The organism is uncultured Capnocytophaga sp. (assembly GCF_938029845.1).
In the GTDB taxonomy this organism is placed as follows: domain Bacteria; phylum Bacteroidota; class Bacteroidia; order Flavobacteriales; family Flavobacteriaceae; genus Capnocytophaga.
Map to the genome: position 1 here is coordinate 1 of NZ_CALHGG010000078.1, position 12,651 is coordinate 12,651.

A 12,651-nucleotide genomic window follows, 5' to 3' on the forward strand; every position below is an offset into this window, starting at 1 on the left:
AATTTATTGCGTCTTAAAAAGTTAGCAAATAATATTTTAACTATTGATTCGAATTTGTAATGAATATTAATAACTTATTTATAAAAAAACTATGAAAGAAAAATTGTTTATATGGTTTATGACTACAACACGCTGGAGAGCAGGGGTGCCCCAGTTCTTTTACAATGCTGAGTTATCGGATTTGGAAAATCCTACTAATTCTGATTGGAAATATATGAAAAACATTCCTTCTCAGATGCTTCTTACCTATAAAAACAAAGAAAATGTTAGGTTTGACTGGGTTTCCTATAGAAATAGAATAATGGTTGTCTCAGAAGATTTTTTATCTTTTCTATCAGCGTATTGGGAGGAAAATCGTTATGTAGTATCTCCTTGTTTGGTGCAAAACTCGAAAGGAGTATCTTGCTCGGATAAGTCCTACTTTGTTCTTTTCCTTTTAGAGGTGGATAATTCTTCTTTTATCGTAGAAGAAGAAGGGAAAAAACGTATGGCGGGTAATCGTTTTGAATATCTATACCCCAATATAACTATAAAAGAGCAGAAAAAAGGCGTGTTCTATTACGATAGGATAGCTTACAAACAAGGTTTATTATTCACGGAAGAGACAAAAGATATTGTTTTAAGTTCATTCTATAAGCCTGAGATTTATTTGATAGAAGATTTTCCTACAGCTTATAACAATATGAATAAAAAAGAAGAATTTTTACCTAAATGTATTATGAAGTAGGGGAGAGAACCCTATCAATAGCAGATTCATCAAACTAATGTTATAATGGGTCATGAAATTTTCATGCAAACTATCTAATTCTTTTAGTTTGCTTATAAAAAAACAGACACAGTAAAACAGATTAAAACATGTATTATAGACTTTCACAATTTTACAAACGAGATGTTAGTTTTGCTTATAGTGAAGCGCAAAATCCTATAAGTTGGTTAGATTTCTTTTCGGGAGAGAAATTGAGTATTGAAGCACCTTTAGTCTTTAGCGTAGACAGATTGGATACTTACCTTCATACATATGATATATTATCTACCATTGGGGCACCTTTGGTAAGTAGTAGGTTCAGGAACTTATTTTCGCATTTAGTTGATAAAGAGGAAATAGAATTTTTTCCTGCTCATATAGTAGATAAGAAGGGAAACAATGATGATACTTTTTTTGCATTGAATATTTTGCAGTTAATTCCTTGTCTGGACAAAGAAAAATCTATTTTTGAAATAGACGAAGATAACTATTATTCGATAAAGAAATGGTTTATAGATGCCCAAAAAATGGAATCTTATTCTATTGTACGAATGAAAGAACATAGCTCTTACATAATAGTATCTGAGGAGTTCAAGAATATTTGTGAAAGAGAAAAATTAAAAGGCTTTAATTTTACCGAAGAGGGTTATTCTATCTGGTGTTAAGTGCCCATGTGTCTAATATTGATAAGAGAACAATATCCTTATTCAGATGGAAAAGGGAGTATAGGAACATAGAAGAAATGTTTTTTAACCTTCTAAAAGCAAAAACCCCAAGCTGTAAGGCTCGGGGCTTTTTTATGTTAATCCGTTGGCAGTTTAACCACTAGCTATTAATAGAAACAAAAAGTGTTTCCCCCTCTTTGCTGACAGCCGCTACTTTCTTAGCGGTAAGTCCCTTGATGGCCTTGTCCCATTTCTTATTGGAAAATTCGGCCTTAGCTTTGAGGTCTTCCAAAGGTAATTTGTTATCCTTTTTAAGTAGGTCAAGGATTAGTTTTTCGTCCTCGGAGAGCTCTACTTCCTTGCGTTCAGGGCGCATCTGTGGGAAGAAGAGTACTTCCTGTATGGTCTCATTGTTGGTTAGGAACATAATAAGCCTATCCATACCGATACCCAATCCTGAAGTAGGTGGCATACCATACTCTAAGGCGCGGAGGAAGTCTTGGTCTATGAACATCGCCTCGTCATCACCACGTTCAGAGAGCGCCATTTGTGCCTCAAAGCGTTCACGCTGATCGATAGGGTCGTTTAGCTCCGAATAAGCATTGGCGATTTCTTTACCACATACCATAAGTTCAAAGCGTTCGGTGAGGTTCTTGTCATTGCGGTGTTCCTTGGTAAGCGGAGACATCTCTTTAGGATAGTCAGTGATAAAGGTAGGCTGGATAAAGTTGCCTTCGCATTTTTCTCCAAATATCTCATCAATGAGCTTGCCTTTGCCCATGGTGTCATCTACTGCTATGCCAATGGATTGGGCAAAAGCTCTAAGTTCGTCCTCGCTCTTTCCTGTGATGTCAAAGCCTGTAAAGCGTTTGATAGCTTCGGTCATCGTAACACGTGGATAAGGCGCCTTGAAATCCACTTCGTGCTTGCCAAAGGTTGTTTTGGTGGTGCCATTCACCGCCTTAGCACAGTACTCCAAGAGGTTTTCAGTGAATTCCATCATCCAGTTGTAGTCCTTGTAAGCCACATATATTTCCATTCCTGTAAATTCAGGATTGTGGGTTCTGTCCATTCCCTCGTTGCGGAAGTTCTTGGCAAACTCATATACCCCATCAAAGCCCCCTACGATGAGGCGCTTGAGGTAGAGTTCGTTGGCTATACGCATATAGAGCGGAATATCCAAAGCATTGTGGTGTGTAATAAAAGGACGCGCAGAAGCACCCCCTGGGATTGCCTGAAGGATAGGAGTCTCTACTTCTATATATCCGTGATTGTTGAAGTACTCACGCATCGCATTGAATAGGCGGTTACGCTTAAGGAATACTTCTTTCACCTGAGGATTCACTACCAAATCCACATAACGCATACGGTAACGTTGTTCTACATCATTGAACTCATCGTGTACCTTTCCTTGGGCATCTACCTTAGGGAGTGGTAGGGGGCGTAGGGTCTTACACAATACTTTGAACTGCTTTACCTCAATGGATTTTTCGCCCATATTGGTTGTGAAGAGGGTACCTTCCACTCCGATAAAGTCGCCTAAGTCGAGGAGCTTTTTGAATACCTCATTATAGAGGGTCTTGTCCTCCCCTGGGCAGAGGTCATCGCGCTTAAAGTAGAGTTGTACGCGACCAGAGCTGTCTTGTAAGGTAGCGAAAGAGGCTTTCCCCTGAATACGGAAGGACATGAGGCGACCTGCTACGACCACGTCCTTACCTTCTTCGTATTGGGTTTCTATGTCTTTGGCGAGGAAGTTCACAGGGAACAGCTCAGCAGGATATGGGTTGATGCCTAATTCCCTGAGCTTTGCGAGCTTCTCTCGACGGATGAGTTCTTGTTCGGTCATTTTATATAGATTTATGAGGGCAAAAGTACAAAATAATGATTAATGAACAATGATGAATGATTAATTATTAACAATATTTTTATTATGGTAAATATCCTTTTCTAAAAGTAGGTTTCCCCGAGGATTGCATAGCTTTTACTTTTCTAAAATAAAGGTTTCTGTCGGTTACTCCTAAAATCAATGATCCAAATAACATTTTCCTCTTCATCTATTTGATAAAATAAGGAAAATTTTCCTTTGAAGAAGGATTTTCTATGTAAGTCCAGTGTTTCACTATACTGACTTGAACTATAAGGTTTTTCAATAATACTCTTTTCTATTTTTAGTACCTCCAATGCTATTTTTTTAGAATAATCAAAAGATTTATTATGTTTGTACCAATACTCAAGAGTGTCATTATAATGCTCTTCTGCATTATCTGTCCAACGTAATTCCATATTTCTCCTCTATTTTTCTATGTATTTCTGAGGAACTTTTGTATGCCCCTTCGGCTATCTGTTGTCTAGATAATTCTATACTTTCTATCTCTTGAGGCGTGAGTTCATAATAGAAGTCGTCATCTTCGCCTATAGAATCATCTACTTCTATTCCCATTTTTTCTAATACTTTCATGAGTTTTAAGTATTGATGAAAATCTAATTTTTTCTTTAGAGGTATTGCATTCGTATTCATAAGTTATATTTTTTCATTATTCACTTTTCTATCAAAATAAGGTCGGTTGTCCGTCATGGAAGCGTACTTTTCCTAAGTGCTTATAGGCTAAGTCGGTAACTTCTCTTCCACGAGGGGTACGAATGATAAACCCTTGTTGGATTAAGAAGGGTTCATATACCTCTTCCAGTGTCTCGGCATTCTCAGAAACAGCAGTGGCAAGGGTAGTGATACCCACAGGGCCGCCCTTGAACTTATCAATGATAGTAAGGAGTATCTTGTTGTCCATCTCGTCTAAGCCATGGGCATCTACATTGAGGGCTTTGAGGGCAAAGCGAGTAATCTCTATGTCTATCTTACCATTGCCTTTTATTTGGGCAAAGTCGCGTACACGCCTTAGCAGTGCATTGGCAATACGCGGGGTACCTCGGCTACGCCCTGCTAGCTCTATGGCAGCCTCTTCGGAGATAGGTGTTCCCAAGATATAGGCACTGCGCTGGAGGATAGTGGCTAGCAGCTCGGTGGTATAGTACTGCAACCGGCTTTGAATACCAAAACGTGCTCGCATAGGTGCAGTAAGCAAACCTGAACGGGTGGTAGCCCCTATAAGGGTAAAGGGGTTGAGGTTAATCTGTACCGTACGAGCATTGGGGCCGGACTCTATCATGATGTCTATCTTATAATCCTCCATAGCCGAATAGAGGTATTCTTCTACGATGGGGCTAAGGCGGTGAATTTCGTCAATAAAGAGTACATCACGTGGCTCCAAATTGGTCAGAAGTCCTGCCAAATCCCCAGGTTTGTCCAACACCGGGCCTGAGGTGATTTTGATACCTACGCCTAGCTCATTGGCCAAGATATTGGCAAGGGTTGTTTTCCCCAGTCCAGGAGGGCCATGGAAGAGGGTATGATCGAGGGCTTCTCCACGGAGATTAGCCGCCTTGACGAATATTTTAAGGTTTTCCAAAATAGCCTCCTGCCCTGTAAAGTCATCAAAAGAAAGTGGTCGCAAGGCACGTTCTATATCCAACTCTTGGGGAGAAAGGTTACTCTTTTCTGGATTCAGGTTTGCGTTCATGAAGATTTTCTATCTACTATTGTGGATTATGAAAGCCCCTTGTTCTTTATAGAGAGGAAATTTATCATCACAAGAAATAAGAAGCATTTTCTCTCCAATAGCATGAGCTATAATAGCAAGATCATTAGGATCATTGTGATTTTTAACAAAAGACAAACGACTAGCTATCAAGGCATGTTTTTCTTCAAAAGGAAGGATCTTTAAGATGGGAAGTTCATTGAGAATATAACTTATGAATTTATCCCCTGTATTAAATTCTTCACTTTCATAATTTATATTATTAATTCTTTTTTTTCTGTATAGTTGAGCCATTTCTAATATAGAAATAGTACTTGCATAGAAAGAATTATTATCATTAGTGAGGATATCCTTTACTTTATTCTTTATTTCATTATCTCGCCCTTCAAAAAGTATGATAATAATATTAGTATCTAGAAAATAATCCATTATTTTTCCTCTTTAGGTTCATCTTCTTGTAAAAGTTTTGTCCACATGTTGGAACCAAAAACTAAATCTTCATCTAATACCTTTATTAAGGGTTTTTCTTTGAATTTCAGCATATAATCCCACATACTCATTTTTTTTTCAGAGGTATTGTTTTGCTTTTTATTCTTAGTTTTTTTCTTTGGTTCAGGCATGGTAATGGTACTCATAATTATATTTTTTATAAGATTAAACACGCCACAAAAGTACAATAAAATTCCTTAGAAAGCAAGTCTATAAGACGCTTTTGAGGACTTCCCAAGACTGAGGTGTCTTGAAGGCAGGTAGGTGCCAGCGGTAATAGTTCAACAGTTGTTCCAAGAGGTCATTGCGCTCTTCTCGGCTCATTTTCAGTTGGCTTACCTCCTCCATGGAGTGGGTGAGGAAGAATTTCAAAAGAAGGCTCTCCGCCTCACTCATCAGGAAATGACCATTGTGCATGGCGACAAATACCCCTGCTTCCAAATCAAAATAGGGGAGTCCCATAGCACTTGTGTTGGGTAACACTCCTAAGTAGAAAGTAAGGTCAGTGAGGAATTTTAGATGGAAGTTGGCAAAGTGCTCTGCCCTGTCATACCACTGTAGGTTCTCCTCCCAAAAGGAGAAAAGGGCAGCATTAGGTACTTCCTCCTGCAATACGTTATTACCTATCTCGGCCAAGAAAAACAATACTGAACTACGGATGACACTCTGGTGTAAGTTCTTATAAGGGTAACTGACTTTCACTTCCTTGATATACTCCAGTGTGCCGTCATTGCGGTCGGTAGTGATAACCTCCAGCTGACTCAAGGGTTGGAAATAGGCAGGGGTAATCGCTTTTTTCTTATGTTTCAGTACGCCCTTGAGTAGGTAGGAACGCACTCCCTCCTGTGTATAACAACGTACAATAAGGCTCGTTTCTTGGAATTTAATAGCAGAAAGCACTATCGCCTTGGTCTGTATCATTGTGACGGAAGTAAGTTGTTAGGTTTGATAGTAAGAGTATCGGAACTGTTTAGCAGGGTACCAAGCTTCTCGTCCAATTTTTCCTTGTTGAGGAAGTTGATATAGCGAATCACCGAAGCAAAGGACTCTCGTATGTCTAGGATGCCTTGTTGTACCTCCTCTTTACTAACGCTAGGGTTTTCCTTCACCTCACTGGAGAGACGACGTACATAGGTTTCAAAGAGCTTGAGGCGTGATTTGATCTCGTCTCTTCGGAGCTTTTCTGGGAAATTATCCTTTGCCCATAATTGCCTAAGTTCATCTTCGAGCTGGAAGAGCCAAAAATAGATACTGTTATAGGAACTTTTGATGTTTTTCTCTTTTCCTAGTAGCTTTTCACTTGATTTTTCTATCTCATCTTGGTACTTTATAGGTAAAAGAAGTTCAGAACGATAGAAGGAAATGTAATCTTCAGCTACTTCCTTCTCATCATAGTTGATAGCAAAGGAGTATTCGCCATATAGGGGAGTCTCTACCTGCATATCTACCTTGAGCCAACCATTATCTTCAGGGGTGAGCTTGGTATAGGCGGCTAGGGTGTTCAGAGAGAGGCTGTCCAAGTGTAGGAACTGCTCACGTATGACTTTCTGATCCTTTTGGCGTACGACCTCTAACTTAACCTTTTTAATACCAGAGGAAGGATACATACGTACCGAAAAGGTGTAGGGAAGATCCTTGAGCAAAATGGCTTCCCAAGCAAAGGATGCTACTTCGTCGGTCTTGCGCTTGACAAATCTGTAAGCGGTGTCGGACTTGCTTTCTAAGTCGCGCCAATCCTGCATGATGCTCCCATTGGTTTGGATATTTTCTTTGGCAGTGGCATAGAGCCGCTTATACACATAGAGCGAGTCAGGGTTGGTATTCTTTAGTATAGGAACAGTCTGTCGCTCTGGGGAAATACTCAGTAGTATTTGGTAAATGGTTTTTAGCTCATACCAATTACGTATGTTCTGGGCGGCTTCTTCGCTCAGTTCAGGAAAGGTGTATTTCTTGATATATACACTTTTAGCTTCTTGTCTCTGGGATACATCTGTCTTTTTGCGTTGTTCGCAGGAGAGTAAGCTACCTATAAGAAAGAATAGGAGTAGGATTCGTCTCATTTGGATATACAATGAAAAAAGGCTACCTTACCACATGGGGGTAGCCTCTGAAAGTTGTTTGTGATAGATTAGTCATTGTAAACACTTTCCTTACCGAAGTGCTTAGTCAATAAATAGTAAACCACGGCACGATACTTATTTTTGTTGGACTTTCCGTATTGTTCTAATACGCTGTCAATAGCAGTATCGAGTTCAGGAGTGTCGGCCAATCCCAATTTTTTGATTAAGAAATTGTTCTTCACTAAGTCTAATTCTGTTTTGTCAGAACCTGAAACTTTGGAGGCATCATTGTTGTAAATAGAGGGGCCTAACCCTTTAGTTACTTTGGTGAGCAGTTCCACATCAGGTGCGGCAACACCACATTTTTCCTTTAGGTCAGCGGTGTAAAGTTCAATCAATTCAGCTTGTGTACTCATGCTTGTATATATTATGATTAACAGCTGTAAAAGTAGTATATTTTTTTGTTAGCCAATATATTTTAACAAAAAATTATCACTCAAAGAGGGTTTAAGTAGTTTTCTTGACATATTGGGTAAGGATTACAATCTGTTGTCCCTCTACTTTTCCCTCTATATATTGTGCATTCTTGGGATCTAAGGCTATTTTGCGCACTACAGTACCTTGCTTGGCAACCATACTACTACCCTTGACCTTCAAGTCTTTGATAAGTACCACATTGTCCCCAGCGGAAAGTATAGCTCCATTACTATCCTTATGGATGACTTTATCACCTTCCTCTAAGTGGTCATTGAGTGCTTGGGCAAAAGCCAATTCCTCATCCGTAAGGTATAGCATATTGAGTAAGTCCAATGACCAACCTTCTGCTTTGAGGCGATTGAGCATACGCCAAGCCATTACCTTTACAGGTAGGTGCTCACTCCACATACTATCATTGAGACAACGCCAATGATTGCTGTCCATAGTTTCAGGGTTATTGATTTGGCTGATACAGGTTTCACAGGCCAAAAGACTATCATCCACACCTCCTACTTTGGAAGGGGGTACTTGGTAGATACTCAGGGAAGTAGTGCTTCCACATAGTTCGCAACAGTTTCCACTGCGCTTTTTCAAATCATCTAATAACATATCAGGGTACAGATTTTTTCACTTAGGGCTTATGGGTGGCAAAAGTACGACTTTTAATTGTTAATTATAAATGGTCAATTGTTAATTTTAGGAAGTGCCAAATTAATCCCGTATTTTTTTGTTGTATGTATAAATATTTTTGTACTTTTGGCCCCCAATTAATAGAAGGATTCTATTATAAGAAAAAAAGAATAATTGTTATTTTATGAAAAGAAAAATTTTCACAAGTTTTTTTGCTATTGCATTAGGTTTCAATGCGGTAGCGCAAGTTAAGGATATTAGTTTTGCTATAGCACCCACAGGAGAATATGTGTTGTGGAATAAGAAATCAGCCATTCAAAATGGTTTTATGGTTGGTGGATATGTAGGTTTTGGCTTTGGCAAAAACTTAGAATTGCTTGGTTCATACAGTCAATCATTAGGATTAAAATCTAGAATCGATGGTTTTTCGGTGCCAGATAATATAAGGGATGCATTTACTTCTACCGATGTAGATGTATATCGTTGGGGAGGAGAACTCAAAGGTAATATACCGATGACTTATTCCTTTCAGCCTTATGTTACTTTGGGGGCTGGAATACAAACGATAAAAGCAAATGAAACCAAACAAGATGCTATTTATTATGCTTTTGGTTTAGGGACTAAATTCAATTTGACAAGACGCCTTACGCTCAATCTTCAGGCAAAAGGAACTTACTTTAATTCTGATGCCTCTAACATCCTTTATAAGGCTTCTGAAGCGAGAACAAGTACTTATAATCAGTGGATAATCGATAATATCTCCAATGAGAAGATGTTAAATTGGTCTCTTCAGGCAGGCTTACAATTGTATCTAGGCGGTCGTAATCCTAACGAGCTTACAGAATTGGATAATTCTTATACCAATCTTAAGAATTTTAAGGTCGTAGTAGCTCCTGCAATTGGATATATTGATTTTGACGATGATAATAACTTCCGTAACACTTATTTAGCAGGTGGTTCGTTAGGTTTTGACTTTACCGAATACATAGGAGTAAGAGGATTTTATTATCAAGCAATGAAGGAAGAAAAAGTATCATTAGACTTTGATAAACTCTCATTGTATGGTGCCGAATTCTTAGCGCGTCTTAATGTTTCTAATGGAGTAGTTCCTTATATTACTGTTGGGGCAGGATATCTTAATGCAGGTAAAGACTATCAAGGTAAAGTAGCTACTGTTGAGAACAAGTCTAGTATTTTTGCAAAAGGAGGGCTTGGTTTGGCTATCCCATTAAGCAAGCATTTAGAGCTGTTTGGAGTGGCTAATCTCTTATATACCACAGGTAATGAGAGTGTGGACAATGCTCTAAAATCACCTAATAAGTTGCAAAGCAATGTCTTCTACAATGCAGGTATTCGTATTAAGTTTGCCAAAGAAAACGAAAAATATACCTATCAAGACCTTGTCAATGATCTTCAAACCTCAGAGGTGAAGGAAGGAAAAGAACAAGTAAAGGTTCAAAACGATACAAAAGCAACACCTATATCTCAAAAACAAAAGGATATAGATTATTTTAATGCACAGATTGCCAATGTTGAAAAGCAAATACAGCTTGCTTACCGTCAGAATGATATAAATAACGCTTCTTCATTGCTAAAAGAAAAGGAAAAATGGGAAGAATTACGCAATAATTATGTAGCTGAGCATATCCCTTACCCTTCCGAAAATCAAGCAAACTTGGTGAGAATGACTCCAGAGCAATTACAAACCTTGATTTCCGAAATAATTAATAAAATTGAAGAAGGTGAAGGAAAGACACCAGATCAACGTATTGATAGACTCGAAAAATTGTTGTTAGAGATTAATAAGGATAACAAAATGATAGAAGAACAACAAAAAATAAATCAGTCTATACTTGAAGCGGTTAAGAATTTGGAAGGAAATGTCCAAAAAACAAATGTCGTTGTACCTACACGACAAAAAACGAATACAACAATAAATAGAAGTAAATAAAAAGCCCAAAAATATGAATAATATCATAAAAAAGGGGATTATATTTATATTAGTGTTTGTTCCTGCTATTATCTTTGCTCAAGATAAACTATACAATCAGCAGAGAGAAATTGTTTTATCCAAAGAGGAATTACAATTACTCTTACAAAAGATTGCAGAGGCTAAATTGAGAAAAATAAGAGGAGAAAAACTGGCTAATTTGCATAAATCTCAACAGAAAAAGGCTGTTTCAAACATATATGAATCCAATGAGGTAAAAAACTTTTACTATTTAGCTCAAAATGCAGACTCAACACATACAGATATAGAGCAAGTAAATAGAAAATTGGATATCTTATTGGCTTATATGATGAAGAAAGACAGTATTTCGGTTATTCATTTGACAGATACGGTAAAGTATGTGGCTAATAGTAATCTCAATAGAGCAAATTATCTAGCTAAAAATGATCCTAATGCAGCAAAGCATGTAGCTAATAATCCCAACGAGGCAAATAATGTAACTAAAAATAATCCTAATGCAGCAAAGCGTGTGGCTAATAACCCTAATGCTGCGAATTATATAGCTAAAAATAATCCTAATGGATCAAAACATGTAGCTAATGATTCTGATAAGGATATTATGTTACAAAAACAGTTGGATATGATAGCTAAATCAATAAAGGATTTAAGTGATCAACAAAAACTATTGGCAGCTGCGATGATCCCATTAACTACATTGAATAATAAGGATAAGCTTGACAACATCCAACAGCGTACAGACTCTATCTTATTACTCTCTAAAAAGCAAGCGGATCAGAATAATGTACAAGCCCCTAAAGAAACCTCTGTTATTGTACAAAATGTAAAAACAACAGAGAATAATGGAGGAAATTCGGTTATTTCGGAAGAAAGAAGACGTACATTAGAGGATTTATTGGCTAAGTATGGGAATAAAAAGACACCTATTTACTTTGCAAACAATGCGTATCAACCTTTGCCACACGATACAGATGCTATAGATCAGATAGTAACTATGCTCCGTAATAATCCAGAACTATCCATTCTATTAGAAGGATATGCGAGCAATGTCGGTTCAGCCGAGTACAATAATCAGTTGTCAATGAAGCGTTCAGAGAGTGTAGCTCGCTTACTTCAAAAACAAGGAATCTCATTACAACGGATACTTACCGCTTTTCGGGGAATAGACGATTCAGTGGATAAAGAAAAAGCGCGAAGAGTAGATATATCGGTTATAATACGCTAATAAATAAAGAGTTTGTTTGGAAGAATTTCTACAAATCCTTGATATAAAAGGCACGAGCATTCCGCTCGTGCCTTTATTAATTATACTTGGTGTTTGCTATGGATAGGAAAGGGGTGAAGTTTGAACAATATCGCCGATACATTACCCTTTCTCTGATAGGTTACATAAGTAAGATATGGATGAATGTATCTCCTCATCCTCAATAGTAGCTAATAATGATAAAGTTTCTTTGTCTATTATGATCTTTTCTTCAATAAGATTTTCTAATAGAATATCTAAGGCTAATCTTTTCTCTCCAAAAGAGATAAGTTCTCTTGCATCTTTGATAATTGCTGTCACATAGGAGATAAGTTCGTTAGTAGGTAAGTTAGGCTTAACAAACTTTTCTAATCTATCTATAAACTTTTCTACAGTAAAAACATCTATTTTACTCATAATACAGACAAATTTGTTTTCTTAATCTAATTTTTAGGAATAGATGAATCAAATAGAGCTTTATCAAGACAAAATTCCACTAATTTCTCATACAAACAATTGATTAAGAGTATTTCATCTTCTTTGGTTAAAGTCTTAGCAAATTCTTTTTCGAATAGGTAATATTTGATTTGTTGAGAGAAGACAAAGTGAGGTAACTTATACTTAGAAGCTAACCATTCGTCGAGCCCTTTCAGCAGCCTATGTTCCTTAGCCAAATCATAGCCAATAATAAGGGATACATAATTGTCATAGGTGCTATTGGGTACGAACAAGCCAAGGTGATCCTTTATATGTTTAAACAATTCTATTTCTCTCATAACT

The 12,651-nt window shown here is 37.5% G+C and carries 16 protein-coding genes; 4 read left to right on the forward strand and 12 right to left on the reverse strand.

Features of this window, described 5'->3' with window-relative positions; genetic code table 11:
• Positions 1 to 91 precede the first annotated feature (91 nt).
• Both Q0625_RS05575 and Q0625_RS05580 read left to right on the forward strand, forming a co-directional pair.
• Complete coding sequence (locus tag Q0625_RS05575; protein ID WP_298824321.1) at positions 92 to 727, forward strand: hypothetical protein; 636 nt, start codon at positions 92 to 94, stop codon at positions 725 to 727.
• Between the two features lie 128 nt (positions 728 to 855).
• Positions 856 to 1,410, forward strand: a complete 555-nt coding sequence (locus tag Q0625_RS05580; RefSeq protein ID WP_298824324.1) for a DUF1629 domain-containing protein — start codon at positions 856 to 858, stop codon at positions 1,408 to 1,410.
• Positions 1,411 to 1,570: 160 nt separating this feature from the next.
• Here Q0625_RS05580 and lysS read toward each other — a convergent pair whose 3' ends face one another.
• From lysS to Q0625_RS05630, 10 genes are all read right to left on the reverse strand, one after another.
• Positions 1,571 to 3,256, reverse strand: a complete 1,686-nt coding sequence (gene lysS, locus Q0625_RS05585) for a lysine--tRNA ligase (RefSeq protein WP_298824326.1) — start codon at positions 3,254 to 3,256, stop codon at positions 1,571 to 1,573.
• Between the two features lie 143 nt (positions 3,257 to 3,399).
• Positions 3,400 to 3,693 (reverse strand): type II toxin-antitoxin system RelE/ParE family toxin, encoded by a 294-nt coding sequence (locus Q0625_RS05590; protein ID WP_298824329.1) that lies wholly within the window; start codon positions 3,691 to 3,693, stop codon positions 3,400 to 3,402.
• Positions 3,671 to 3,928, reverse strand: a complete 258-nt coding sequence (locus Q0625_RS05595) for a toxin-antitoxin system, antitoxin component (RefSeq protein WP_298824332.1) — start codon at positions 3,926 to 3,928, stop codon at positions 3,671 to 3,673. The genes Q0625_RS05590 and Q0625_RS05595 overlap by 23 nt, the downstream gene beginning before the upstream one ends.
• Before the next feature lie 31 nt (positions 3,929 to 3,959).
• Entirely contained in the window at positions 3,960 to 4,985 is a 1,026-nt protein-coding gene (gene ruvB, locus Q0625_RS05600) for a Holliday junction branch migration DNA helicase RuvB (protein WP_298824335.1), read from the reverse strand.
• Positions 4,986 to 4,994: 9 nt separating this feature from the next.
• The gene (locus Q0625_RS05605; RefSeq protein ID WP_298824338.1) at positions 4,995 to 5,432 is read right to left on the reverse strand and encodes a type II toxin-antitoxin system VapC family toxin; all 438 of its coding nucleotides are present in this window, start codon (positions 5,430 to 5,432) and stop codon (positions 4,995 to 4,997) included.
• Positions 5,432 to 5,638 carry a hypothetical protein gene (locus Q0625_RS05610; RefSeq protein WP_298824341.1) on the reverse strand — a complete coding sequence of 69 codons (207 nt, stop codon included), beginning with the start codon at positions 5,636 to 5,638 and terminating at the stop codon, positions 5,432 to 5,434. The genes Q0625_RS05605 and Q0625_RS05610 overlap by 1 nt, the downstream gene beginning before the upstream one ends.
• 64 nt (positions 5,639 to 5,702) lie before the next feature.
• The gene (gene recO / locus Q0625_RS05615) at positions 5,703 to 6,413 is read right to left on the reverse strand and encodes a DNA repair protein RecO (RefSeq protein ID WP_298824344.1); all 711 of its coding nucleotides are present in this window, start codon (positions 6,411 to 6,413) and stop codon (positions 5,703 to 5,705) included.
• Positions 6,410 to 7,552 (reverse strand): hypothetical protein, encoded by a 1,143-nt coding sequence (locus Q0625_RS05620; protein WP_298824347.1) that lies wholly within the window; start codon positions 7,550 to 7,552, stop codon positions 6,410 to 6,412. Before Q0625_RS05620 ends, recO begins: the two co-directional genes overlap by 4 nt.
• A gap of 68 nt (positions 7,553 to 7,620) precedes the next feature.
• A complete protein-coding gene (locus tag Q0625_RS05625; RefSeq protein WP_298824350.1) occupies positions 7,621 to 7,968 on the reverse strand; it encodes a DUF2853 family protein in 348 nt (115 codons plus the stop codon).
• A 91-nt stretch (positions 7,969 to 8,059) separates the two neighbouring features.
• Positions 8,060 to 8,638, reverse strand: a complete 579-nt coding sequence (locus Q0625_RS05630; protein WP_298824354.1) for an alkylphosphonate utilization protein — start codon at positions 8,636 to 8,638, stop codon at positions 8,060 to 8,062.
• 205 nt (positions 8,639 to 8,843) lie between these two features.
• On the opposite strand from Q0625_RS05630, the gene Q0625_RS05635 reads away from it, so the two are divergent.
• Both Q0625_RS05635 and Q0625_RS05640 read left to right on the forward strand, forming a co-directional pair.
• Positions 8,844 to 10,610: an outer membrane beta-barrel protein gene (locus tag Q0625_RS05635; RefSeq protein WP_298824356.1), complete on the forward strand. Its 1,767-nt coding sequence runs from the start codon at positions 8,844 to 8,846 to the stop codon at positions 10,608 to 10,610.
• 13 nt (positions 10,611 to 10,623) lie between these two features.
• Positions 10,624 to 11,853, forward strand: a complete 1,230-nt coding sequence (locus Q0625_RS05640) for an OmpA family protein (protein WP_298824357.1) — start codon at positions 10,624 to 10,626, stop codon at positions 11,851 to 11,853.
• Between the two features lie 141 nt (positions 11,854 to 11,994).
• On the opposite strand, the gene Q0625_RS05645 is transcribed toward Q0625_RS05640, so the two are convergent.
• Positions 11,995 to 12,288, reverse strand: coding sequence for a hypothetical protein (locus Q0625_RS05645; RefSeq protein WP_298824360.1), 294 nt, complete (start codon positions 12,286 to 12,288; stop codon positions 11,995 to 11,997).
• Positions 12,289 to 12,314: 26 nt separating this feature from the next.
• Positions 12,315 to 12,647 (reverse strand): hypothetical protein, encoded by a 333-nt coding sequence (locus Q0625_RS05650; RefSeq protein WP_298824363.1) that lies wholly within the window; start codon positions 12,645 to 12,647, stop codon positions 12,315 to 12,317.
• Positions 12,648 to 12,651: the final 4 nt, after the last annotated feature.

Excerpts from the sequence above, each read along its gene's own strand:
- lysS (WP_298824326.1), bottom strand. The coding sequence starts at position 3,256 with ATGACCGAACAAGAACTCATCCGTCGAGAGAAGCTCGCAAAGCTCAGG.
- Q0625_RS05575 (WP_298824321.1), top strand. The coding sequence starts at position 92 with ATGAAAGAAAAATTGTTTATATGGTTTATGACTACAACACGCTGGAGA.
- Q0625_RS05610 (WP_298824341.1), bottom strand. The coding sequence starts at position 5,638 with ATGAGTACCATTACCATGCCTGAACCAAAGAAAAAAACTAAGAATAAA.
- Q0625_RS05630 (WP_298824354.1), bottom strand. The coding sequence starts at position 8,638 with ATGTTATTAGATGATTTGAAAAAGCGCAGTGGAAACTGTTGCGAACTA.
- Q0625_RS05595 (WP_298824332.1), bottom strand. The coding sequence starts at position 3,928 with ATGAATACGAATGCAATACCTCTAAAGAAAAAATTAGATTTTCATCAA.
- Q0625_RS05580 (WP_298824324.1), top strand. The coding sequence starts at position 856 with ATGTATTATAGACTTTCACAATTTTACAAACGAGATGTTAGTTTTGCT.
- Q0625_RS05590 (WP_298824329.1), bottom strand. The coding sequence starts at position 3,693 with ATGGAATTACGTTGGACAGATAATGCAGAAGAGCATTATAATGACACT.
- Q0625_RS05650 (WP_298824363.1), bottom strand. The coding sequence starts at position 12,647 with ATGAGAGAAATAGAATTGTTTAAACATATAAAGGATCACCTTGGCTTG.
- recO (WP_298824344.1), bottom strand. The coding sequence starts at position 6,413 with ATGATACAGACCAAGGCGATAGTGCTTTCTGCTATTAAATTCCAAGAA.
- Q0625_RS05625 (WP_298824350.1), bottom strand. The coding sequence starts at position 7,968 with ATGAGTACACAAGCTGAATTGATTGAACTTTACACCGCTGACCTAAAG.
- Q0625_RS05645 (WP_298824360.1), bottom strand. The coding sequence starts at position 12,288 with ATGAGTAAAATAGATGTTTTTACTGTAGAAAAGTTTATAGATAGATTA.
- Q0625_RS05635 (WP_298824356.1), top strand. The coding sequence starts at position 8,844 with ATGAAAAGAAAAATTTTCACAAGTTTTTTTGCTATTGCATTAGGTTTC.
- ruvB (WP_298824335.1), bottom strand. The coding sequence starts at position 4,985 with ATGAACGCAAACCTGAATCCAGAAAAGAGTAACCTTTCTCCCCAAGAG.
- Q0625_RS05620 (WP_298824347.1), bottom strand. The coding sequence starts at position 7,552 with ATGAGACGAATCCTACTCCTATTCTTTCTTATAGGTAGCTTACTCTCC.
- Q0625_RS05605 (WP_298824338.1), bottom strand. The coding sequence starts at position 5,432 with ATGGATTATTTTCTAGATACTAATATTATTATCATACTTTTTGAAGGG.
- Q0625_RS05640 (WP_298824357.1), top strand. The coding sequence starts at position 10,624 with ATGAATAATATCATAAAAAAGGGGATTATATTTATATTAGTGTTTGTT.